The organism is Syntrophomonas zehnderi OL-4 (assembly GCF_000983115.1).
In the GTDB taxonomy this organism is placed as follows: Bacteria; Bacillota; Syntrophomonadia; order Syntrophomonadales; family Syntrophomonadaceae; genus Syntrophomonas_B; species Syntrophomonas_B zehnderi.
In genome coordinates, this window is sequence record NZ_CGIH01000018.1 from 21,595 (window position 1) to 45,409 (window position 23,815).

The following is a 23,815-nucleotide window of genomic DNA, read 5'->3' on the forward strand; positions in this document are numbered from 1 at the left end:
GGATCCCATGTCTGAAAAAGAAATTGCATCTAAAATCCTTCGTTATTTAAAAACCGTTCCGAAGTGCTTCGCTTGGAAGGAGCATGGCGGAATTTATGGTACAGCAGGCATCCCGGATATCATTGCCTGCATCGGCGGCAGGTTTTACGCCTTTGAAGTAAAAACACCCGAAGGCAAAACAACAAAACTGCAAGAAGCAACTATTCGCAAAATCCTCGCCTGTGGCGGCATCGTTTTAGTCGTCCATTCGGTTGATGAGGTGCGAGCTGTTATAAACAGCTCCCTGCAATGATACCCCAAACAATGCATCCGTGCTTTACATATACATCGCTGACATTGCGGCACTGCTTCTTAAAAATTAAAATTAAGGAGCGTGTTCCATAATGATTGACAATTATAATAATCTGGCTAACGCCATCATTCTTCAGGCGGTCAAGGATTACCGCAAGGCGCTGCGCACCATTTCTCATTATCCCAATAACCGCTCGGCGCAGTATGAGCGCAGGCGTATTGAGCAGTTTTTCCGTTCCAGATGGTTTGGCGTGCTAACAAGCATCGATCCGGAAATGCTTATCACCAAGCTAAAAGCGGAGGTGATTGCATGACTGTCAAAGCATATCTCGGGCTGGCATACAGGCTTGACCAGCGTATCAATTCTAAGCTCGAGCAAATCGCTTCACTAAATGAATTGGCTACAAAATGCACCTACACCCTAACGGGCATGCCTCGCAATCCAAATCGTAGTACATCAACGATGGCCGATGCTGTGGCAAAGATTATCGACCTGCAAGCGGAAATCAACCGTGATATCAATCGGCTCGTTGACCTGAAGCGCGAGATAGTCAGGCTCATAAAAACTGTGGATAACACAGAGCATCAGACGCTTCTGGAGCTGCGCTACCTCTGCTTTAAAACTTGGGAGCAGATAGCTGTTGACATGGGCTATAATGTACGCCACGTATACCGACTTCACGATGAAGCAGTAGAAAACATTACAGTTCCGCAAACTCAGCAGTAAATGTCACTGTTTGTCAGGTAGCCATTTGTGATAGTATATACTTAGGAAACCAGAATTCAGTAAAGCCCCGTTGGGAAAAGTCCACGGGGCTTTTGTTATGCCCAAGGAGGTGACCCTATGCCAAAGAAACCAAAGCGGCCGTGTCGACACCCCAGTTGTCCTAAACTGACGGATGATTTGTATTGTGTGGAGCATCAGCGGCAGGCCACGCGCCACTATAATCATTTCCAGCGCGAGCCTGAAACCAATAAAAGATATGGTCGTTCGTGGAAACGCATACGCGACCGTTACATCAAGGCACACCCTCTATGCGAGGAGTGTAAAAAGGCTGATCGCTTAACGCCTGCCGAAGAGGTACACCATATCCTCCCGCTCAGCCGCGGAGGTACAAATGACTTTAGTAATCTCATGACGCTATGTAAGTCGTGTCACTCACGTATTACTGCCGAGAGCGGCGACCGGTGGGGGCGCTAAAATCTCTAGAACTTTTTAAAGCGGACAGCGGCGTGGGGCTTCGTGCGAGAAATCGCAGTTTCAAACGGCTAATATCCCCCCACCGGAAAGGAGTGTGATGAATATGGCAAAGGACGGCACCAACAGAGGCGGTGCAAGAATCGGCTCAGGGCAAAAAAAGAAAGCCCTCTCCGATAAAATCTTGGACGGCAATCCCGGTAATCGAAAGCTGACTGTAATGGACTTTACCGATATGGCGGATCTGACCGGAGAATCAATGCCGCAACCAAGAGGCTACCTTACAGCAAAACAGAAAGACGGTTCCACAACACTGGCGGCGGAGATTTTCAATAATACATGGCAATGGCTTAGGGATCGGGGTTGTGCTCAATTAGTAACCACTCAGCTTATCGAGCAATATGCCCAGAGCGTGGCTCGATGGATCCAGTGCGAGCAGGCAATCAGCGAATTTGGCTTTCTTGCTAAGCACCCCACCACCGGCAATGCTATTCCGTCCCCCTATGTTTCGATGTCTCAAAACTTCATGAAGCAGGCCAACAACATATGGTTCCAGATTTATCAGGTGGTACGAGAAAACTGCACCACAGAATATCGCGGTGCAACGCCCCACGATGATGCAATGGAAAAGTTACTCAGTGCCCGTATAGGCGCACGATAAAACGGAGGAATGTGAAATGACAACTTACAAAACAGCAGAAAGTGTATGTAAAGGTCATCCGGATAAGCTCTGCGATCTGATTGCTGACCATATCTTGGATGCGTGTCTCAGAAGGGACAGAGCTTCTCGCGTGGCATGCGAGGTTATGGCGACTAAGGGCAAAATCATCGTGGCGGGCGAAATCACCTGTAGCAAAAAAGTGGATATTCGTTTTATCGTGCGGAATGTCCTGCGCGAAGTAGGATATAATCCTTGGAAATTTGCTGTGTTCGTATTCGTTCATCGACAGAGCGCTGATATCGCAGCCGGCGTCGATACGGCAATTGAAGCACGAAACGGCGTGCGAGACCCTTATGGTTCTGTCGGCGCGGGTGATCAAGGTACAGTATACGGATACGCGACAAAGGAAACGCGTGAGTATTTGCCTTTACCGTTGGTGCTTTCGCATCGTATTGCCAAGCGCATTGATGAATGCCGCGAAGGAAAGCTCATCAAGGGCATCCTACCGGACGGCAAGTGTCAGGTCACGGTCGAATATGAAGACGGCAAGCCAAAACGTGTGAAAACCGTGGTGATCTCTGTCCAGCATGATGAGAATAAAACACAGGAGCAGCTGCGCACGGATATTATGAATAATGCCTTGTGGCAGTGCTTTGAGGATTTCCCCATTGACGATGATACCGAAATACTCATTAACCCCAGCGGACGATTCGTCGATGGAGGCCCTACTGCTGATACAGGGCTGACAGGCAGAAAAATCATGGTGGATACTTACGGAGGGCTTGCATCTCATGGCGGCGGAGCGCTTAGCGGCAAAGATCCAACGAAGGTTGACCGCAGCGGCGCATATATGGCAAGGTACATCGCGAAGAACATTGTATGGAGCGACTTGGCTGAAAGATGCGAGGTCGCTCTTTCTTATGCAATCGGCAAAGCAAGTCCCGTAGCAGTGGCGGTCACTTCATTTGGAACAAGCAAGCTGACAGACGAGCAGCTCACCATGATTGTGCAGGAGGTCTTTAATCTGCGCCCCGCCGCCATCATCGAAAAGCTGCGTTTGCGAACCGCGATTTATGAAAGCACGGCGGCATATGGTCATTTCAATTCCTGCCTCTTTCCGTGGGAAAATGTAGATTGCCATAAGGAGCTAAGAAAGGCGGCAGAGAAGTATGCTGATTGAAAAGATTCCCGCGGCAAAGCTCAATCCAGCCGCATATAACCCGCGAAAAGACCTGAAGCCAGGTGACAAGGAATACGAAAAACTCAAGCGCTCTATCGCGGAGTTCGGATATGTAGAACCGATCATCTGGAATAAGACAACCGGAAATGTGGTCGGAGGTCACCAGCGGTTGAAAGTGCTACTCGACCTTGGGCAGACGGAAATCGACTGCGTGGTAGTGGAGCTTGATGACAAACGCGAAAAGGCACTTAACCTTGCACTTAATAAAATACAGGGCGATTGGGACGAAGCAAAGCTGGCATCGCTCATGGCAGAGTTTGACGCATCTACCTTTGATGTATCCCTCACAGGCTTCGATGCCGACGAGGTGGATGCGCTCTTAAATAAGTTTTACTCGAAGGATGCCATACAGGATGACTTCGACGTAGACAAAGAAAAGGAAACCATTGAAAGCGCCGGCGAAACTCGGACACATCCAGGAGATATCTGGCTGCTTGGACAACATCGACTTTTATGCGGTGACAGCACCAGCGAGGTGGATTTCGACCGCTTGATGGACGGCGCTCACGCCCAGTGCGCGGTTACCTCTCCTCCATACGGCGTCGGAAAAGAATATGAAAAGGCCGGGATTGAACCGTGGTTTGAAACTATGCGACCCGCTATAAAGAACATCTGTAAAAACGCAGATATCGTCTGTTGGAACATTGGAGACCTGTACGCTACGGGCACCCAGTTTATCGAGCCGACCGAAATGTATAGCATTGGGCTATTTAGTGACAACGGCTTTCGTCCTATCTGGATTCGCATATGGAAAAAGCAGGGCATGAATTTCGGAAATTCGCCCTATCACCTTGTGACGAATAAACCGGTGCAGCAGTACGAATATATCACAGCGCTGGCTGCGCAGGAAACTGAAGAATATAACGACCAAGAGTTTGCTTGGGTTTCGGCATTCGCCGGTCATTCCTATAAGTTTGTGAAGCGGCTCACCAAGGATGAGCGTAAAAAATGGGGCTATGCCGGTATTTGGGAAATATCTACCGTGCGAGCCAACAAAGATCACCCAGCAATGTTTCCTGTCGAGCTGCCGTGGCGATGTATTAAAATGCATTCTGACCGCGGCGGTGTTGTACTGGAGCCTTTCGCGGGTTGTGGAACGACGCTCATCGCCTGTGAACAGACCGAACGCAGGTGTTACGCGATGGAGATTTCTCCGCTCTATTGCGATCTCATCGTAAAACGCTGGGAAACATTCACCGGCGAGGCTGCCGTAAAACTGGAGGCATGATATGGACATTCAAAAATTATCAATAGAAAAGCTGAATCCTGCAGCATACAATCCGCGTAAAGACCTCAAGCCCGGCGATCCTGAATATGAAAAGCTGCGCCGCTCCATCGAGGAATTCGGTTATGTTGAGCCCATCATCTGGAACAAGCGCACGGGCAACATTGTCGGCGGACATCAGCGGTACAAGATGCTGGTGGCACTCGGATATACTGATGTAGACTGCGTGGTACTGGATATCGACGAGCAAAAGGAAAAAGCCTTAAATGTGGCGCTCAACAAGATATCAGGCGAGTTCGACATCCCGCTTTTAACCGATCTCTTAAAGGACATTGGCGCAAGTGGCTTTGATGTATCCCTCACGGGTTTCGATGCCGCCGAGATGGATGCGTTGTTCAGGGATAGTATAGTCGGAGGAATCAAAGAGGACGATTTTGACGAGCCATTACCTGAAACGCCCATTTCTAAGCAGGGAGATATCTGGCTGCTTGGACGGCATCGCCTAATCTGCGGCGATGCTACAAAAGCGGAAACATATAAAAAGCTGCTGGACGGCCAGCAAGCAAATCTCGTGATTACAGATCCGCCATACAACGTGGACTATAAAGGCACTGCGGGAAAACTTAAAAATGACAATATGGAAAGTACCAAGTTCCGCGCATTCCTGCTCTCGGCATATCGGTGTATGTATGATGCGTTGGTAGACGGTGGCGGCATTTATGTTTTCCATGCCGATCGTGAGACCGTCAATTTCAGAACAGCATTTACCGAAGCAGGCTTCTTCTGTCATCAGACTTGTATATGGATAAAGAATACACCAGTCTTGGGGCGCTGCGATTATCAATACAACCATGAGCCTGTTCTCGTGGGCTGGAAGCCAACAGCCGGTCACAACTGGTACGCCGACCGTAAACAGCGCACGACATGGAATTTTGACCGGCCCAGCAAGAGTAAATATCATCCTACTATGAAACCGGTAGCGTTGTGCGCATATCCGATTATGAACAGTTCACTAACAAACAATATCGTGCTTGACCCCTTCGGCGGTAGTGGCAGTACTCTCATTGCATGTGAACAGACGGAGCGCATTTGCTATACGATCGAGTTGGATGAGCGTTATGCCGATGTTATCGTAAAACGGTACATAGAGCAAAAAGGCTCGGATACCGACGTTTACCTAATGCGTGATACACAAAAAACTGCATATAGAGATGTCAAAAAGTCTGTGGAATAACGCTTGCTATTCTACAGACTTTATGGCTCTATATGACCTGCGTAGAACGCAGAAAGGTGGTAAATGCAATGGAACATAACACATTTGAAGTCCGGTATAACGTTACCGGCGACGAGCGCAAGCGTCTCGTTCGGGCAATGGGCGACATTTTGGAAGCTGAGCCTAAATACTTGGGTGCACCGAGTTTCGCTTACGAGATTGGTTATTTCACTGTTGATAAAATCGGTACCGTTGCCTTTGATAGTCGTGCTGACAGCGAGGAAATCGAAAAGCTCATCGAGCGACTGCATGAATTGGGCTTTGAAGCAGAAAAGGTCAGCAGTGACACTAATGATGTTGACGAGCTTGTTATTGAGATGCCGCTGACAGACTTCACTCCTGAAAAACTTGATAACCTTGTTAAACTGGTCGCTGCAAAGGAATCGCTTCTCAAGGCAGCATTAGGTGCTGAAGATTTGCCCATTCAGCAGACAGAAAACACACTTCGATTCCCGTGGTTCAAAGGATGCTTAGACAGCGATTCGGTTCACGCTTATACCACACTCATTTCAAAGCTCTGTGAAACGGCAAAGGAAAAGCAGCGAGTCAGTACCAAGAAGCGTGAGGTTGATAATCCCAAATACGCAATGCGGTGCTGGCTCCTCTCTCTCGGCTTTATTGGTGACGAATACAAGGTTAGCAGAAAAATCCTACTGAAAAACCTCTCCGGCAGCAGCGCATTCAAATCTCCGAAAGGTAGTGCATGTGATGAGAAATAGATTTCCTTCAAGAGAAACCGTCGAACGTATCCGGGCTCAATATCCCGTCGGGTGCCGTGTGGAACTGTTAAAAATGGATGACATACAAGCTCCTCCTATTGGCACTAAAGGTACTGTCACTGGCGTGGATGACATTGGCTCCATAATGGTTTCGTGGGATAACGGCAGCTCGCTTCATGTCGTATATGGCGAGGATTTCTGCAGGAAGCTGGAGGAAACACGCGATGGACAGTAAAGTTAAAGAACAAATTCTCGCCGTCCGAGATACCGGACTAACCAATATGTTCGATACCCGCACCGTTCAGCACATTGCCCACGAAATGGACTTCCTTGAACTGGTTACTTTTCTTGAGGAAAACAAGGACAAATACGTCCGCTTTATCCTCACGGGTGAGGAATAACGCTGTAAACTACACAGTTTCTACAGCAATAACAGCCTAAAAATTCGTGTAGTTTATGACCGTATTTATCGCATAATTGACTGGATATAGTGTGTTTTTAGAGTTAATATGTCACTACCGAAAGGGGAAACACACTAAACGGAGGGCAATAACATGACAAACCAACTTCACCTGAACCAGACGGTTCGCAACCTCGGCATCCTCGCCAAGATCGTCGGCTTCCATGGAGTCACGGGCGACCCGATACTCCGCCCGCTTTGGAACGACGGCACCAAGTGGCTCGTAAGCGCAACCATGTGCGAGCCGGTCGATGAGAATCCCGCCGAGGTCTGGCGGCACAAAAACGGTCTTGTGAACCTCGACTAAGCCGAACCTCAAAAGAAAGGAGAAAAAACATGGACTACCGAAAACTCATCAGCGAGCAGCTTGGCGACGGATACACTTTCGTGAAGGCTTACAACGCTTTTGAAAACGGAGAGTTGCGGATTATCGCCAAGGACGCGCAGGGTTGCGAACACCGCTACATTCTAGTGGACGGCGAACTAACGGAAAAACCCTAACCTAAAATCGAAAACAGCCGAGAACACCCCGAAAGGGGCTGTCTCTCGTACAGACAGTTTTAGAAGGCTTGCCTGTGGCAGGTCATTTTTTATGCCATTTTGAAAGGAGGCGGCTGATATACGAAAACTCAAGAAATACACACCAACTCGTTTTATGGCGAAGGATTCCGTATACTGCAAGGAAGCCGCCGACTATGCTGTCGCTTTCATTCAAGCTTTGCGTCATACCAGCGGCATATGGGACGGTCGGCCTTTTGAACTTATAGATTGGCAGGAACAGATCATTCGAGATGTATTTGGTGTTCTAAAGCCAAACGGATACCGTCAGTTTAATACAGCATATATCGAAATACCAAAAAAGAATGGAAAGTCAGAGCTTGCTGCAGCAGTTGCGCTTTTATTGACTTGTGGCGATGGCGAACAGCGCGCTAAGGTATATAGCTGTGCTTCGGATAAGAACCAAGCAAAGATCGTGTTTGAGGTTGCTGTGGCAATGGTGCGCAAATCACCAGCATTAACAAAGCGGGTTAAGATTACTGAATCGACCAAGACCCTTGTATATATGCCCACGGAGAGTACTTATCAGGTGCTCTCCGCGGACGTGGCGAATAAGCATGGATTCAATACCCACGGTGTTATTTTCGATGAATTGCATACGCAGCCTAATAGAAAGCTCTTTGACGTTATGACCAAAGGCAGCGGAGATGCCCGAATGCAGCCACTATATTTTTTGATTACCACTGCCGGAGACAACACGAACTCCATCTGTTATGAAGTGCATCAAAAAGCACTGGATATACTTTCGGGACGCAAGACGGATCCAACATTTTATCCTGTCATCTTTGGGGCTGCGGAAACGGATGACTGGACGGATCCAAAGGTATGGAAAAAAGCAAACCCTTCCCTTGGTATCACAATAGGGATCGACAAGGTAAAGGCGGCTTGTGAGAGTGCAAAGCAAAATCCGGCCGAGGAGAACAGCTTCCGGCAACTCCGGCTGAACCAGTGGGTAAAACAGTCTGTACGCTGGATGCCAATGGATAAATGGGATAAGTGTGCGTTTAAGGTAGATCCCGAATCGCTCGAAGGCCGCGTCTGCTATGGTGGGCTTGACCTCTCCTCTTCCACTGATATCACAGCCTTCGTGCTGGTCTTTCCACCGGTGGATGAGGATGATAAATACACTGTTTTGCCGTTTTTCTGGATGCCGGAGGACAACATTGATTTACGTGTTCGACGTGATCATGTAAATTATGATTTATGGCAGAAGCAGGGTTTCCTCAAAACTACTGAAGGCAATGTTGTGCATTATGGATTCATCGAAGCCTTTATCGAGGAACTCGGTACAAAATATAACATCCGTGAAATTGCCTTTGACCGCTGGGGTGCTGTGCAGATGGTGCAGAATCTCGAGGGCCTTGGTTTTACAGTTGTGCCCTTCGGTCAGGGCTTTAAGGATATGTCTCCGCCCACAAAAGAATTGATGAAACTGACGCTGGAACAGAAGATTGCTCATGGCGGACATCCTGTTCTTCGGTGGATGATGGACAATATCTTCATCCGCACCGACCCAGCGGGCAATATTAAGGCAGATAAAGAAAAGTCGACTGAAAAAATCGATGGCGCTGTGGCAACGATTATGGCACTCGACCGTGCGATTCGTTGCGGAAACGACAATGGCGAGAGTGTTTATGATAAACGCGGTCTGCTTATTTTTTAGCAAAGGAGAGTGATGACTATGGGAATCTTACAAGGAATATTCAGGGCACGTGACAAACCTAAAAACGCACTTGGCGGCAGCCGCTACAGCTTCTTTTTCGGAAACACAAGTGCTGGAAAGCCGGTTAACGAGCATACAGCAATGCAGATGACAGCCGTCTATTCTTGCGTGAGGATACTGTCTGAAACATTGGCGGGGCTGCCGCTTCATGTGTACAGATATAATGATTCGGGCGGCAAAGAGAAATATTTGAAGCACCCTTTATATAAACTGCTCCATGATGAGCCGAACCCTGAGATGACTTCATTTGCGTTCCGGGAAACGCTGATGAGTCATCTTTTGTTATGGGGCAATGCTTACGCACAGATTATCCGAAATGCCCGTGGTGAGGTTCTCGCCCTCTATCCCCTTATGCCGAACAAAATGACAGTCGACCGCGACAGCAAAGGTCGCTTGTTTTACCTTTACACCCGCACAAGTGAAGATACTCCTACTCTTGGCGATGACAGCCAGGTCTATCTCACGCCGTCCGAAGTTCTGCATATTCCGGGACTGGGCTTTGACGGACTTATTGGCTACTCACCGATAGCTATGGCGAAAAATGCAGTGGGACTTGCCATCGCGACCGAAGAATACGGCGCGAAGTTTTTCGCAAACGGAGCCGCACCGGGCGGTGTGCTTGAACACCCCGGCACCATAAAGGACCCGCAAAAGGTCAAGGATAGCTGGAATGCCGCCTACCAAGGCTCGCAAAATGCGCACCGTGTGGCCGTTCTCGAGGAAGGCATGAAGTATCAGCCTATAGGCATCTCCCCCGAGCAGGCGCAGTTTTTGGAAACGCGGAAATTTCAGATAAACGAAATCGCCCGTATTTTCAGAGTACCGCCCCACATGCTTGCCGATTTGGAGAAATCCTCCTTCAGCAACATCGAGCAGCAGTCGCTTGAGTTTGTAAAGTACACGCTCGACCCGTGGGTAGTGCGCTGGGAGCAATCCATGTGCCGTGCATTGCTTACGGAAAGCGAAAAGCCGACTGTTTTCATTAAGTTTAATGTGGACGGCTTGCTTCGAGGCGACTATGTGTCCCGCATGAATGGATACGCAACTGCAAGGCAGAACGGATGGATGAGCGCAAACGATATCCGTGAGCTTGAAAACCTAAACCGCATTCCGGCGGAACTTGGGGGCGATCTTTACCTCATCAACGGCGCGATGACAAAATTACAGGACGCTGGCGCGTTCGCAAATTCTACAAGATTGGAGGAAACCGAATGAAGAAATTTTGGAACTGGGTGCGGGATGAAGAGTCAGGCACCCGAACGCTATACCTCGACGGCGTGATTGCAGAAGAGTCCTGGTTTGATGATGATATCACCCCTAAGGCTTTCAAAGCTGATTTGGATGCCGGTGAGGGTGATATTGTTATTTGGCTCAACTCTCCCGGAGGTGACTGTGTCGCTGCAAGTCAGATTTATGCAATGCTCATGGACTATAAAGGCAAGGTCACAGTCAAGATCGACGGCATTGCCGCATCAGCGGCGAGTGTCGTGGCGATGGCGGGAACTGAGGTGTTGATGGCTCCTACCGCTCTCATGATGGTGCATAACCCGCTGACAATTGCTATCGGCGACAGCGAGGAAATGCAGAAAGCTATTGCCATGCTCTCGGAAGTCAAGGAAAGCATCATCAATGCCTATGAAATCAAGACCGGGCAGTCCCGCGCTAAGCTCTCCCACCTCATGGATGCCGAAACATGGCTAAATGCCAACAAAGCAATAGAACTCGGCTTTGCAGACGGTATTCTGGAGGATGAGAAAAAGCGGGTGCAAGCAGAAAATGTCACATATGCTTTCAGCCGCCGGGCTGTTACAAACTCCTTGCTGGACAAAGTTAAACCCAAATTGCCGAGACAGAAAACAAACACCCCGACCGCCTCCAAAGCCACTCCTGCGGAATGGCTTGAGAAGCGGCTTTCTTTACTTCAACACTAAATTTTGAGGAGGAATAACACATGAGTAAAATTCTTGAACTGCGCGAAAAGCGCGCAAAAGCGTGGGAAGCCGCTAAGGCTTTTCTTGATGCCAAGCGGGGCGCGGACGGTATGGTATCGGCCGAGGATACCGCTACCTACGACAAAATGGAAGCCGATGTTGTGGCACTCGGCAAGGAAATTGAACGGCTCGAAAAACAAGAAGCCATTGACCGCGAGCTTTCAAAGCCGCTCAACACACCTCTCACAACCAAACCTGCTGTACCCGGTGCAGACGCAAAAACAGGCAGAGCCTCAGATGAGTATAAGAAGGCATTCTGGAATGTAATGCGTTCTAAAAATCCGCATTACGACGTAGTGAACGCTCTGCAGATAGGAAGCGACAGTGAAGGCGGTTATCTTGTACCGGATGAATTTGAACGCACACTCGTACAAGCTTTGGAAGAAGAAAATATCTTCCGTAAGCTGGCGAAGATCATTCAGACATCCAGCGGTGACCGCAAAATACCGGTGGTGACCACACACGGTTCCGCTTCTTGGCTCGACGAAGAAGAACTCTATCCCGAAAGCGATGAGGTTTTCGGTCAGACATCTATCGGAGCATACAAACTCGGTACCTTCATCAAGGTGTCCGATGAGCTGCTCAACGACTCGGTCTTCGACCTGCAGAGCTATATCAGCACCGAATTTGCCCGCCGTATCGGATCTAAGGAAGAGGAAGCCTTCTTTGTGGGCGACGGCTCGGGTAAACCCACGGGTATTTTCGCTGCGGTGGGAGGCGCACAGCTTGGAGTTACGGCAGCAAGTGCAACCGCAATTACTGTGGATGAGGTTCTCGACCTCTTCTATTCCTTGAAATCTCCTTACCGTAAGAAGGCTGTATTCGTGATGAACGACTCCACGGTTAAGGCAATTCGCAAACTAAAGGACGGTCAGGGTCAATACCTGTGGCAGCCTTCGTTGACCGCAGGCACCCCCGACACCATCCTGAACCGCCCCGTCTACACCTCGTCATATGTACCGGCAATTGAAGCGGGCGCTAAGACCATTGCATTTGGAGATTTCGGCTACTATTGGATTGCTGATAGACAGGGACGCTCCTTCAAGCGCTTGAACGAGCTGTTCGCTACCACAGGTCAGGTAGGTTTTATGGCTACCCAGCGTGTAGACGGCAAACTGATTCTGCCGGAGGCTATCAAAGTTCTTCAGCAGAAAGCGTAATGGAGGTGCGACATGAGTTACAACACAAAGAACTACACCGAACAGGGCGGTGAAAAAACCGTTATCGGCGGAACGCTTGAAATTAAGGAGGGAGCCTCGGTAACGGGGCTTACCTCCACCGCCGCGCCCGCTTCTGAAACGGCTCTCGGCGGAGTAAAAGCAGCCCCCGCCGGTGAGGGTGATACCGTCGAAGTAAAAATCGGTGAAAATGGTAAGCTGTATGCCCCGGCATATCCTGCCACTGCTACGGAATCGGCCGCCGGATTGGTGAAAATGGCTGCAAATCAAGCAGACAGTACAGCTGAGGACACAGCCGCACTTGTCACGGATTTCAATGCTCTGCTTGCAAAACTGAAAGCTGCGGGTCTTATGACGGCAGACGAAGAATGATCGAGAGGAGGCGGACGGCATGACAACAGATAATCTTCTCCCAAAAGTAAAAGAAAACTTGATTCTGGCACATGATGCTGACGATGGACTTCTGCTGCATTACATCAAGGCTGCCATCTCTTATGCGGAAAGTTACCAGCATGTTGCTGAGGGCTACTACACTGAAAATATTATGCCGCCCACCACGGAACAGGCAGTGATCATGCTGTCGAGCCATTTCTACGAGAGCAGAGATGGCTCGACAGCTGGCTTCTTTGCAGATAGCGTGCAGGCAGGCCAACAGGTTTGGAACACGGTGAACCTGCTGCTCCGACTCGACCGGAATTGGAAGGTGTAGATTATGAGCTTTGGAAAGATGAACGCCTTTATAGATATTATTGAGAAAGTAACTGTAAAGGATTCAGAAGGATTCAGCACTGAGATTGACAATATTGTTGCTTCTGTCAAAGCATATCGCGAAGGTCGGCACGGCACTGAAATATGGGCGAACAGAGCCGCATTTTCCGAAGCCACTGACCTTTTCCGTTTCCGCTGTATTCCTGGTGTCACCGTTACGACTGCAATGCTGATTGTATGTGAAGACGGTCGGTTTGAGATTACCTCGGTAGAAGATGTCAAAGGCCGAGGAATGTACATTGAAGTACTCGCAAAGGAGGTAAAGCCCAGTGGCTAAAGTAACCATAAAGATGCCGGAGGACTTTCTCCTGAGGGTTTCACGGTTGAATGAAAAAACCGATGAAATAATCCCACGTGTACTTAAGGCTGGCGGTGAGATCGTACTTGACAAAATAAAATCCAATCTGGATTCAGCGGTCGGACGTGACACTAAGTATCCGTCGCGTTCCACCGGCCAGCTTGCAGCATCATTGGGACTTTCACCCGTCCTGCAGGACAGAGATGGCAACCACAACATTAAGATAGGCTTTTCCGAACCGCGCCGTGATGGAGACAGCAATGCTAAAATAGCCAATATCATCGAGTACGGGAGATCGGGTCAACCGGCGAAACCGTTCTTAAAGCCAGCAAAAAGCACCGGCAGGCAACCCTGTATCGAAGCAATGAAGGCAAAGCTGGACGAGGAGGTAAATAAGATATGAGCATACTTTCGGATTTGAACGACGTTCTGGAACCGCTTCATATTCCTATTGAGACCGGTGTGTTCAGCGGTGTGCCCCCTGACGAGTATCTGGTTTTTATCCCTCTCACGGACATATTTGAAGTCTATGCAGATAACCGCCCCGGCTTTGACGTACAGGAAGTGCGGATATCGATTTTTTCAAAAGGAAATTACCAGCAGCGGAAAAGACAGATCACCACGGCTCTGGTGAACGCAGATTTCACTATAACCGAACGACGGTATATCGGACATGAGGACGATACCGGCTATCACCACTACGTCATCGATGTGGCGAAAAATTATGGATTGGAGGAATAACACATGGCAACTATCGGTCTTGACAGGCTATACTATTCAAAAATAACCGAAGATTCCAACGGAGAAGAAACATACGGAACGCCTGCCGTACTCGCCAAGGCTATTTCTGCCGAGCTTTCGGTGGAATTGGTGGAGGCAATATTATATGCGGATGACGGTGCCGCAGAAGTTGTGAAAGACTTTAACAGCGGGACTCTTACCCTCGGTGTAGATGACATCGGCCCGACTGTCGCAGCGGATCTCACCGGAGCATCTACCGATGACAACGGTGTGCTGATCTCCGCCAGCGAGAATGTAGGCTCACCCGTTGCAGTCGGCTTCAGAGCTCAAAAGGCCAATGGCACATACCGGTATTTCTGGCTCTATCGCGTGAAGTTCGGTCTGCCTGCAACTAACCTGCAGACAAAGGCGGATTCCATCACCTTCTCTACGCCGACTATCGAAGGAACAGTCATGCGCAGGAACAAACTGGACGGTATGGGAAAGCACCCATGGAAAGCGGAGGTCACCGAAGGCGATCCGGGTGTATCTTCCGCCACTATAACCGGTTGGTTCACGGAAGTTTATGAGCCGGTCTACACACCGGAACCTTAGGAGGACTGAGCTATGGATAACGTCATTTTTGCAAATGCCGCCGAAAGAAGCGCCGCAATCAATATCGGCGGCAAGGAGTATGAACTGGTTCTGACCACACGTGCGACAAAAGCGATTGCCGGTCGTTACGGTGGCCTTGAAAACCTCGGGGAAAAACTGATGAAATCCGAGAACTTCGAGATGGCTCTGGATGAGATTGTTTGGTTAATCACGCTGCTTGCAAATCAGTCAATTTTGATTCGAAACCTTAAGAATAAGAACGCACCGGAGGAACTTCTCACCGAGGAAGAAGTTGAACTTCTCACTTCACCGCTTGACTTGGCGGCATATAAAAACGCTATTACTGAGGCGATGTTTAAAGGCACAAAGCGCGATGTGGAGAGCGAGGAAGAAACCCCAAAAAACGCGGAAGTCGGGTAACGGACGCAGAAGTCTTTACCCGGCTTCTTTATTATGGAACAGTTCAGATGGGCATGGACGCAGAGGAATTCTGGCTTATGCCTATCGGACTGTTTTTTGATTTATGGGCTTGCCACAAGCAATGGCACGGCATTGAAAAGCCGAAGAAAATCCGGACCATCGACGATATTATCCCGCCAGGTATTTAGGAGGAGGTGAAGGCATGGCAGACAATTTTGGCCTAAAAATAGGCATTGAGGGCGAGCGCGAGTTCAAGAACGCCCTGCGAGATATCAATCAGTCCTTTAAAGTACTGGGCAGTGAAATGACCCTTGTGACCAGTCAGTTCGATAAGAACGATAAATCCATACAGTCGGTCACTGCTCGGAATGCGGTTCTAAATAAAGAAATTGACGCTCAGAAGGATAAAATTTCTACCCTTAAGGCTGCTCTTGACAATGCCTCCTCCTCATTTGGTGAAAATGACCGCCGTACTCAGAATTGGCAGATTCAGTTAAACAAGGCTCAAGCTGAACTCAACGAGATGGAGCGGGAACTTGAACAGTCCACAATCGAAGCTGATAAACTCGGTGATGAATTAGACGATTCCGGCAAAAGTGCAGAAGATGCCGGTGGTAGGTTTGAGAAACTTGGCGGTGTGCTTAAAGGCATTGGTGTTGCGATGGGTGCTGTTGCCGTTGCTGCCGGGGTTGCCGCTATCAAATTGGGCAAAGAGGTTGTACAGCAATTTGGTGAGCTTGAACAGAACCTTGGTGGCTCTGAGGCTGTGTTCGGTGCTTACGCGGCATCGATTCAAAAAACCGGTGAAGAAGCCTATAAAAACCTTGGTGTATCTCAAAGCGAGTATCTTGCGACTGCCAATAAAATGGGGGCACTGTTCCAAGGCTCCGGCATCGAACAGCGAAAAAGCCTCGAGCTAACAGAAAAAGCCATGCAACGTGCTGCTGATATGGCATCCGTTATGGGTATAGATATGTCCACTGCTATGGAAGCAGTCACGGGTGCGGCAAAAGGCAACTTCACCATGATGGATAACCTCGGTGTTGCCATGAACGCGACAAACATTCAAGCTTATGCCCTTGCAAAGGGGTTGGATTTCACTTGGAACACCGCTACACAAGCTGAAAAAGCCGAAGTCGCAATGCAAATGTTTTTTGAGAACACTGAGCAATATGCCGGAAACTTTGCGAGGGAGTCAACTCAGACAATTACCGGTTCCATTGGATTGCTACAAGCAGCGCTTGGCTCTTTCACAGCCGGACTTGGCAATGCTAATGCTGACATGACAAACCTCACGGAGAATCTTGTAGATGCTTTCCAATCGGTTGTCACTAATATCGTACCGGTCTTAGAGAATATCGTAGCGGCATTACCAACAGCAACAGGCGCAATTTTAGAAGCAGTAGCTGACTTGCTTCCCTTGTTACTTGAAACTGTCACAAGCATATTCACACAGGTATTGGAAACCATTTTGAACCTCTTGCCTGAACTTATACCGGCGGCAGTTAGTGCTCTAATGACGATTGTCGGGGCATTGATTGATAATCTTCCATTACTAATAAATGCCGCAATAGAACTGGTCACAGCGCTTGTGGAGGGTATTGGCATAGCTTTACCGCAGCTCATACCCGCAGCGGTTTCGGCTGTCACGAAGATTGTCCAAGGGTTGATTGAGAATCTGCCAATGCTGCTGGATGCGGCTTTGCAGTTGATTATAGGATTAGCACAGGGATTGGTTGATGCAATACCTCAGCTTGTTTCTGCCCTGCCTGCCATCATCAAAGCCGTGGTGGATTTTCTTATTGAATCCATTCCAGAGATTATCGATGCGGGTATTCAATTACTGACCTCACTGGTGACAGCATTGCCTGCCATTATTACGGCAGTTGTGGAAGCAATTCCGCAGATCATTGACAGCATTATCAGTGCAGTCATTGGGTCGATTCCCTTGATTATTGATGCAGGCATCCGGCTTTTGATATCGCTAATTCAGGCACTTCCTCAGATTATTACTACTGTTGTAGCCGCGATTCCGAAGATCATAACATCGCTGGTGAATGCCATTATTGGTAACATCGACAAAATCATTTTAGCCGGTGTTCAGCTGCTTGTGGCCTTGATTGCAAACCTGCCAAGGATAATCGTGGAGGTTGTTAAGGCAGTTCCGCAGATCATCTCTGGTCTGATAAGAGCCTTTACTGGTTATATCGGTCAAATGGCTCAAGTGGGCGGTAATCTTATTAAAGGTTTGTGGAATGGTATTTCAGACGCAGGTGCATGGCTATGGAATAAGATATCGGGTTTCTTTAGTAATGTGGTATCAAAGATTAAGAACTTTTTCGGCATCAACTCTCCCTCAACTCTGTTTGCCGGAATTGGCCAAAACATGGGTGAAGGCATCGGTGTGGGTTTTGAAGATGCAATGGCAGCAGTTTCAAGAGATATGCAAAATGCGATACCCACAAACTTTGATTTGAATTACAGAGGTTTGTCGAGACAAGGCAGTGCCGCCAGTACAAACATTACTCAAAATCTCTCTGTGGTTACGCCAAAAGCTCTATCCGAAAAAGAACTGGCTCGGGAGTTCAAAAACCTCTCCCGCAAGCTGGCACTTGAGTATTAAAAGGGGGTCTGACAGTGCAACTTACTTATATTAACGCGGATGGCCGGAGCATCACGCTCAAACAAAGCCGCCCGTATTTTCTAACCAAGATAGATGGAACAGGCAACATACGTCAGACCGTTAACACCTTCAAGGCACCGGATCAGGACGGTGCTTTTTATATATCCTCCACACTTGATATGCGCAACATCATATTGGAGGGCAAGGTCTTAGCAAACACACCTGACGAGGCCTATGCTTGGAGGCAACGCTTCATTCAGATATTTAGCCCTAAACTGAATGGAACGCTCATCTACCGTAATAGGCAAATTGCCTGCGTTGTAGAAGAAGCGGGTTTTACCGTTTCCACCAGGCAGAGGATACCCAACTTTTTCGTCAGCCTCCTTTGCCCGTCTCCCTTTTTCGAGACGCTGGATGAAGTGCGTGAGGAGCTGGCCTCTTGGATACCGCTGTTTGAATTTGAACTGGAGATACCGGAAAGCGGCATGGAGTTTGGAATGCGCCAACCCAGTCAGATCATCACGGTAGACAACATCGGCGATGTTTCCTGCGGCTGTGAGATTGTGTTCCAAGCGCTGGGGACGGTGACCAATCCGGAACTACTAAACATTGATACCGGTGAATACATCCGACTTCTTACAACGATGAATGCCGGGGATGAACTTCGTGTATATACCCATTTTGCCGGTAAACGGGTGGTTAGCGTTAACGGCTCTGTGGTAACGAATGCTTTTTCCTTACTGGACACCGACTCGGTATTTTTCCAGCTTGCAGCAGGCATTAACACTTTGCGCTACGATGCTTCAGTCAATATGGAACTGCTGGAAGTAAGCATTTATTATCGACCACAATTTTTGGGGGTGTGAGTATGCAGCTATATATTTACAATTCAAACCGGGAGCTTATGGGTATTGTTGAATCTTTCGAATACCTGCGTTGGACTCGGCGTTACTCCCAGTGTGGTTCATTTGAGTTAAAGGCCATAGCAACACCGGAGAACACTGCACTCTTAAAAGAAGGAAATATCATTTGGAAGAACGATGACGAAGAGGCCGGTATTATTGAACATTTAAAACTTTCTCAGACGGAGCAGGAATTTATCACGGCGAGTGGTCGCTTTGCAACATCCTTTCTCTCCCGCCGCATTTTATGGCAAACTGAGAAGTTATCCGGTGATCTTTCTGCCTGTGTTCTGCAGCTTATAAATAATAATCTCATCAGCCCTACCGATGCAGCACGGAAGATTAACGGAATAGCCTTCTCGTCTCCAAACTTAGGTGTACCCGTTAGTACCCAGATATCATACCGAAATCTGATGGATGCGGTGACGGAACTTTGTACCACTTCAGATATTGGCATTAAGACTGTGTTCACTCCGGCTACAGGTATCTTTACGGTGACTCTGTATAACGGGGGCAATTCACAGGCGGTGTTCTCCAAGGAGTACGAAAATCTGACTGAACAGATATACACAGAGAGTGCAGCGGATTATGCCAATACCGCACTCATTGGCGGTGAAGGTGAAGGCGCAGACCGTACATTTGTTGCCATCACAAGCGGCTCCGGAGAGACACGCCGTGAAATCTTCGTCGATGCTAAAGACCTAAGAGCTGAGGATTTCGGAACAGATTACATCGATACTTTGACTTTTAGAGGTCAGAGCAAGCTAAATGAGCAGGCAATACGATATTCGTTCGACACATCGGTCAACCCTCACGGCAATTTGACATACAAAATAGACTTCGATCTTGGGCAGACAGTCAAAGTCATCTCCAAAGAATGGGGTGTTTCCATGACTACGCGAATCACTGAGATCGAAGAAAACTATGATGCGGACGGTCAGAGCATTAGTGTAGTGTTCGGTAAGTCTGAGCTCACAATAGCTCAGAAAATCCGCTCCGACATGAGCGAGGTTAAAACAGCACTATCAGCCCCAACCGGCATATCCGAAGTGACGGAAGCCCTGGGAGTCGTGGAAGGAACGCTGAGTGATGTGGAGGGAACCTTAGGTGAAGTAGAAGGAACACTTAGTACTGTAGAGGAAACCTTGGGCGACTTGATGGTTGTAAACCCTCAAATCAAAGGTGATGATTTTGCGGATACCATTAACAACCTGTTTGGAAAGATCCCTAAACTTGAAATAATCGTAGGCGCAGGCACCATATCGGTCGGTCAATATGCCCTGCATAATATGGTACCGGGAGATGCCTTTTACTTTACCTCTTGGAGCGGTAACAAGTTCAGTGACCAACCCAGTGATGATGGGCATGTTTTTCTGATTAAGCACAGTGGGGACAACACAGGTAACGGCTATCAGCGAGCGATGGGTTTCTTTATATCCCGCAATACCATGACGTTTTATGTAATTTCCGTTTTCGTATTTAATAATCCGTCCGGTCAGGCGAACTGGCTAAGCTTTCCACTCGGTGCACTCACAGACATAGCCGCCGCGGTTCGAGGAAGTACCTTTGCGGCCAGTATTAACAATGTCTATAACGCACCGGTATCGGGGACGAGGATTGCTAATGGTGCTGTCACTACTGCAAAGATGGCTCAGGAAGCTGACACCTCGCTTACTTACTCTCTTGGTAGCGGAGTGACCATGGGCTTTAATATGTCATTTGTGAATAAGGGTGTTGTCTCGATCGGTATGCAGATCAATGTTGGTGCTTCGGGAGTTCCCTCCGGTGAAACGATTCTAACAATAACAAACCCGAACTTTTACCCCTACTCGACTGTACGTTCTGTGGCGACTACGGTCGGTGGAAGCGGTACCAGTATGCCGATTACGATCAACGCAAGCGGTGTGGTGGCAAACGCCGCCGCTTCCACACTGCCTACGGGGTTTTACCTTATATCTTGCTCTTATGCGAGAGCTTAACGGGAGGAAATCAGTATGGAGAAAAGCGGTTTTTTCAACTCAACTGACGGAGATAGAGTCTATAACGCAGCGGACTTTGCAGCATATTTCGGAAGCCTCGTCTCCAACGGTGTTTTTTATATGACAGCAACAAATTTGCAGGTGACGCCGGCAAATGGATTGGCTGTGAGCGTGGCAGCAGGAAGCGCATGGATTAACGGGTACCGATACGAGAATACGGATGACCTGAATATTCCGCTGACAACGGCAAACGGAAGCAATCCTCGTATTGATCGGATTGTTGTCCGATTAAGTCAGATCAGCCGAAGCATTCAGATTGCTGTTGTCGACGGGATACCCGCTGCAACACCTGTTGCTCCGGCCTTGACAAGAACCAGCGATATCTATGAACTCGGAATCGCTGACGTGCTTGTACCGACAGCAGCCACATCGATAGTTTCAAATAACATTACTGATACTCGCATGAATACCAACCTTTGCGGTTTGGTAAACTCGCTGGTTTCGGCGGTATATGAATAGGAGGTGAATCACCGTGGCGGATATTAATGGTGTAACTCTACAAGCAGGCACCGCTCCTACTGTTATCTACACTATTACCTATACCAAGAGTCGCCCGAACAATAACCAGATGACCTATAACTTCACCATTTCCGCTGCCTTAGGTTCATCGGGCTCCTTCATTCATAATGGTTATGCTCTGCTATGTACAATGACTGTAAACGGGTATTCATCTCAAGTTCGCATCAAGGCGGTAGACGGAGATAACTGGGACGGAACAACACCTAGACTTAGATATGTTTCTGTGACCTGTCCTTCCACTACAGGAAACACTGAGCAAGGCGTACGCTTTCGTGTCGTATCGGACGGCAGACTAACCCTCACTTCCGGGGTCATCGACACCTCAAGCTATACGGTCTTAAGCTCACCACTCTTGACAACAGCCTGTGGTGCTCCAACTTCTTGTTCGGTAAGTCCCGTACTCGCAGAGGGTGGGGTTACTCTTTCGTGGAGCGGGGCATCCGGCGGTATAAGTAACACGATTTCCAGCTATGAGATTCAATACAGTGAATCCACCGATAACTTCACATGGGGAGCATGGATGCCTCTGGCTACAGTTTCAACCACAGCAACAAGTGGTAGCGTGGCTACATCACCTCCATCAACAAGAGGAAATTACCGTAGGTTTCAAGTACGGACTCGTGGCACAGCAGGTGCAAGTTATTATTCCGGCTGGAAAGTATCAACGAACTCCGTCAGAAGAAATACAGCGCCGAAGGCACCAACGACGGCTGTTTCATCCCCTGCAGCATATAGCGATGAAACCATTACACTGACTTGGAGTGGAGCGTCGGGCGGCACCAGTCCGGTCAAAGGCTACCAGATTGCCAGACGCACATCAACGGATAACAGCACATGGACTGCATGGAATGTACTGACCACGCTGGAATTGGCGGCAAGCGGAGGCAGTTACAATCCAAACGTATCAAGGGTTCCGGGAACATATACTCAATTTGGCATTTGGACGATAGATACATTTGACGTTTATTCGGTGGAGAAGATCAGTAACAGTATCTATTGCGATATCACTGCTTGTGGTGCACCGACCGTTTGCACAGTAAGCGCAACGTTATCCGAAGGAAATGTTACTCTCTCTTGGAGCGGAGCATCCGGCGGTGCAGGAAATGCTATCACATCCTATGAAATCCAGTATTGTGATTCAACAGATAACAGCAACTGGGGTGATTGGATAGCACTGACTACAGTAAGCACCTCTGCAACAAGTAGCATCTTAAGTGTCAGCCCACCGTCAACACGAGGGAATTATCGCCGTTTCCGGATAAAAACTCGGGGTGCAGCCGGTGAAAATTTCTACTCTGACTGGACTGTTTCAAGCAACACTGTCCGCAGAAATACACTGCCTACACCTCCTACCTCTTTTACCGCTACTCCTGCCATCTACGAATCTGCCACTGTTACTCTTTCATGGAGCGGAACGATACCCGGAACCAGCGCTATCAAGCAGTATGTCATTCAGCGATCAACTTCAACGGACGGGATTAACTGGTCAGCATACGAAGCTCTGACAATCGTCGTTTCAAGTGCCACCTCTGGGACATATACAACGAGTGCTTCTCAGATAGCAGGAACATATACCCGCTACCGCATCAGCGTAACCGATACGCTGGATGCAGTCTCTGGTTATGTAGTAAGCGGCACTGTAAAGAAAAACAGTCCGCCGACTGCTCCGGTAATTGTATGCCCGGTATCCGGCAGTTCCGGTTACAATACCACTCCACGGTTTATGATAACTACGGGAATTGAACCGGACGGTCAGACACAGATTGTGGAAGTTAAAATCGATACGGGGGCTTGGGTTAACAGCGTAGACAATCCTGAGATGTTTTCCGTAAGCGGTTATCTGGGCAATGGTGTCAATACGGTGTATCAAGCGACAACATTGAGTGCAGGAAGCCATACTGTGACCGTCCGCTGCCTTGATAGCGATATCGGGTCATCGAGTCCGGAGGTTGTGCGGAGCTTTACTGTAATACTGCCTCCATTTGAGACGATCACAGCGAACGACACACATGTGAAGGCAACACATATTCAAACGCTCCGAATCGCTGTAAATACGATACGCAGCTATTACAACCTGTCACCGGTAGCTTGGAGTGAGGATATTATTGCCGGAAAAACCGCGGTTAAGAACTGGCCGTTCCATATCATGGAGCTTCGAAAAGCCATCGAATCTGTTATTACAACAATCAACAGCTTTGATTCCTCGACGACCTTTGATATCCCGCCCATAACATGGCTACCCATTGGAACAGGACGGCCAAGAGCGGACGTGATGCAACAGATTCAGAACTTAATCTTAATGCTTTAGACAAAATTCATCTATGGCGCTCTCGTATTATGCGGGAGCGCTTTTTATTGCTCAGATAATTTTAATTGGCTGAGCAATTATACACC

General features: G+C 48.5%; 30 protein-coding genes. All 30 read left to right on the plus strand.

Annotated elements, in window-relative coordinates; translation table 11 throughout:
- Positions 1-7 precede the first annotated feature (7 nt).
- The 30 genes from AAV90_RS04820 to AAV90_RS04955 all read left to right on the plus strand — a co-directional run bounded on the left by AAV90_RS04820 (position 8) and on the right by AAV90_RS04955 (position 23,729).
- Positions 8-292: a VRR-NUC domain-containing protein gene (locus AAV90_RS04820; protein ID WP_046495154.1), complete on the plus strand. Its 285-nt coding sequence runs from the start codon at positions 8-10 to the stop codon at positions 290-292.
- 91 nt (positions 293-383) lie between these two features.
- Complete coding sequence (locus AAV90_RS04825; protein ID WP_046495152.1) at positions 384-605, plus strand: hypothetical protein; 222 nt, start codon at positions 384-386, stop codon at positions 603-605.
- Positions 602-1,018, plus strand: a complete 417-nt coding sequence (locus AAV90_RS04830; RefSeq protein WP_046495150.1) for a DUF1492 domain-containing protein — start codon at positions 602-604, stop codon at positions 1,016-1,018. Before AAV90_RS04825 ends, AAV90_RS04830 begins: the two co-directional genes overlap by 4 nt.
- A gap of 117 nt (positions 1,019-1,135) precedes the next feature.
- Entirely contained in the window at positions 1,136-1,492 is a 357-nt protein-coding gene (locus AAV90_RS04835; protein ID WP_046495148.1) for an HNH endonuclease, read from the plus strand.
- 103 nt (positions 1,493-1,595) lie between these two features.
- Positions 1,596-2,150 carry a P27 family phage terminase small subunit gene (locus tag AAV90_RS04840; protein WP_046495146.1) on the plus strand — a complete coding sequence of 185 codons (555 nt, stop codon included), beginning with the start codon at positions 1,596-1,598 and terminating at the stop codon, positions 2,148-2,150.
- Positions 2,151-2,166: 16 nt separating this feature from the next.
- A complete protein-coding gene (gene metK / locus AAV90_RS04845; protein WP_046495144.1) occupies positions 2,167-3,330 on the plus strand; it encodes a methionine adenosyltransferase in 1,164 nt (387 codons plus the stop codon).
- Entirely contained in the window at positions 3,320-4,618 is a 1,299-nt protein-coding gene (locus tag AAV90_RS04850) for a site-specific DNA-methyltransferase (protein WP_046495142.1), read from the plus strand. The genes metK and AAV90_RS04850 overlap by 11 nt, the downstream gene beginning before the upstream one ends.
- A gap of 1 nt (position 4,619) precedes the next feature.
- Positions 4,620-5,849, plus strand: a complete 1,230-nt coding sequence (locus tag AAV90_RS04855) for a site-specific DNA-methyltransferase (RefSeq protein WP_046495140.1) — start codon at positions 4,620-4,622, stop codon at positions 5,847-5,849.
- A 68-nt stretch (positions 5,850-5,917) separates the two neighbouring features.
- The gene (locus AAV90_RS04860) at positions 5,918-6,607 is read left to right on the plus strand and encodes a hypothetical protein (RefSeq protein WP_046495138.1); all 690 of its coding nucleotides are present in this window, start codon (positions 5,918-5,920) and stop codon (positions 6,605-6,607) included.
- On the plus strand, positions 6,597-6,842 hold the full coding sequence (locus AAV90_RS04865; protein WP_046495136.1) for a DUF4314 domain-containing protein: 246 nt from the start codon (positions 6,597-6,599) through the stop codon (positions 6,840-6,842). The genes AAV90_RS04860 and AAV90_RS04865 overlap by 11 nt, the downstream gene beginning before the upstream one ends.
- Entirely contained in the window at positions 6,832-7,008 is a 177-nt protein-coding gene (locus AAV90_RS04870) for a DUF5049 domain-containing protein (RefSeq protein WP_046495134.1), read from the plus strand. The genes AAV90_RS04865 and AAV90_RS04870 overlap by 11 nt, the downstream gene beginning before the upstream one ends.
- 153 nt (positions 7,009-7,161) lie before the next feature.
- Positions 7,162-7,374: a hypothetical protein gene (locus tag AAV90_RS04875; protein WP_046495131.1), complete on the plus strand. Its 213-nt coding sequence runs from the start codon at positions 7,162-7,164 to the stop codon at positions 7,372-7,374.
- Between the two features lie 29 nt (positions 7,375-7,403).
- Positions 7,404-7,568 (plus strand): hypothetical protein, encoded by a 165-nt coding sequence (locus tag AAV90_RS14870; protein ID WP_157609461.1) that lies wholly within the window; start codon positions 7,404-7,406, stop codon positions 7,566-7,568.
- Between the two features lie 118 nt (positions 7,569-7,686).
- Positions 7,687-9,288 carry a terminase large subunit gene (locus AAV90_RS04880; RefSeq protein WP_046495129.1) on the plus strand — a complete coding sequence of 534 codons (1,602 nt, stop codon included), beginning with the start codon at positions 7,687-7,689 and terminating at the stop codon, positions 9,286-9,288.
- Between the two features lie 18 nt (positions 9,289-9,306).
- Positions 9,307-10,563 carry a phage portal protein gene (locus tag AAV90_RS04885; RefSeq protein ID WP_046495127.1) on the plus strand — a complete coding sequence of 419 codons (1,257 nt, stop codon included), beginning with the start codon at positions 9,307-9,309 and terminating at the stop codon, positions 10,561-10,563.
- A complete protein-coding gene (locus AAV90_RS04890; protein WP_046495125.1) occupies positions 10,560-11,279 on the plus strand; it encodes a head maturation protease, ClpP-related in 720 nt (239 codons plus the stop codon). Before AAV90_RS04885 ends, AAV90_RS04890 begins: the two co-directional genes overlap by 4 nt.
- Before the next feature lie 20 nt (positions 11,280-11,299).
- Positions 11,300-12,499 (plus strand): phage major capsid protein, encoded by a 1,200-nt coding sequence (locus tag AAV90_RS04895; protein WP_046495124.1) that lies wholly within the window; start codon positions 11,300-11,302, stop codon positions 12,497-12,499.
- Positions 12,500-12,511: 12 nt separating this feature from the next.
- Entirely contained in the window at positions 12,512-12,889 is a 378-nt protein-coding gene (locus tag AAV90_RS15665) for a head fiber protein (protein ID WP_046495122.1), read from the plus strand.
- 19 nt (positions 12,890-12,908) lie between these two features.
- Positions 12,909-13,226 (plus strand): head-tail connector protein, encoded by a 318-nt coding sequence (locus AAV90_RS04905; RefSeq protein ID WP_046495120.1) that lies wholly within the window; start codon positions 12,909-12,911, stop codon positions 13,224-13,226.
- Between the two features lie 3 nt (positions 13,227-13,229).
- The gene (locus tag AAV90_RS04910) at positions 13,230-13,562 is read left to right on the plus strand and encodes a head-tail adaptor protein (protein WP_046495119.1); all 333 of its coding nucleotides are present in this window, start codon (positions 13,230-13,232) and stop codon (positions 13,560-13,562) included.
- Positions 13,555-13,986, plus strand: coding sequence for an HK97 gp10 family phage protein (locus tag AAV90_RS04915; protein WP_046495117.1), 432 nt, complete (start codon positions 13,555-13,557; stop codon positions 13,984-13,986). Before AAV90_RS04910 ends, AAV90_RS04915 begins: the two co-directional genes overlap by 8 nt.
- A complete protein-coding gene (locus tag AAV90_RS04920; RefSeq protein WP_046495115.1) occupies positions 13,983-14,324 on the plus strand; it encodes a hypothetical protein in 342 nt (113 codons plus the stop codon). Before AAV90_RS04915 ends, AAV90_RS04920 begins: the two co-directional genes overlap by 4 nt.
- 3 nt (positions 14,325-14,327) lie before the next feature.
- A complete protein-coding gene (locus tag AAV90_RS04925) occupies positions 14,328-14,918 on the plus strand; it encodes a major tail protein (RefSeq protein WP_046495113.1) in 591 nt (196 codons plus the stop codon).
- A 12-nt stretch (positions 14,919-14,930) separates the two neighbouring features.
- On the plus strand, positions 14,931-15,338 hold the full coding sequence (locus AAV90_RS04930) for a hypothetical protein (protein WP_046495112.1): 408 nt from the start codon (positions 14,931-14,933) through the stop codon (positions 15,336-15,338).
- 47 nt (positions 15,339-15,385) lie between these two features.
- Entirely contained in the window at positions 15,386-15,526 is a 141-nt protein-coding gene (locus tag AAV90_RS15105; RefSeq protein WP_198142794.1) for a hypothetical protein, read from the plus strand.
- 14 nt (positions 15,527-15,540) lie between these two features.
- Positions 15,541-17,961 (plus strand): phage tail protein, encoded by a 2,421-nt coding sequence (locus AAV90_RS04935; RefSeq protein WP_046495110.1) that lies wholly within the window; start codon positions 15,541-15,543, stop codon positions 17,959-17,961.
- Between the two features lie 14 nt (positions 17,962-17,975).
- Positions 17,976-18,827: a phage tail family protein gene (locus AAV90_RS04940; RefSeq protein WP_046495108.1), complete on the plus strand. Its 852-nt coding sequence runs from the start codon at positions 17,976-17,978 to the stop codon at positions 18,825-18,827.
- Between the two features lie 2 nt (positions 18,828-18,829).
- Positions 18,830-20,842 carry a siphovirus ReqiPepy6 Gp37-like family protein gene (locus AAV90_RS04945; RefSeq protein ID WP_046495106.1) on the plus strand — a complete coding sequence of 671 codons (2,013 nt, stop codon included), beginning with the start codon at positions 18,830-18,832 and terminating at the stop codon, positions 20,840-20,842.
- Between the two features lie 15 nt (positions 20,843-20,857).
- The gene (locus AAV90_RS04950; RefSeq protein ID WP_046495104.1) at positions 20,858-21,361 is read left to right on the plus strand and encodes a hypothetical protein; all 504 of its coding nucleotides are present in this window, start codon (positions 20,858-20,860) and stop codon (positions 21,359-21,361) included.
- 13 nt (positions 21,362-21,374) lie between these two features.
- Complete coding sequence (locus AAV90_RS04955) at positions 21,375-23,729, plus strand: hypothetical protein (protein ID WP_046495102.1); 2,355 nt, start codon at positions 21,375-21,377, stop codon at positions 23,727-23,729.
- Positions 23,730-23,815 lie beyond the last annotated feature (86 nt).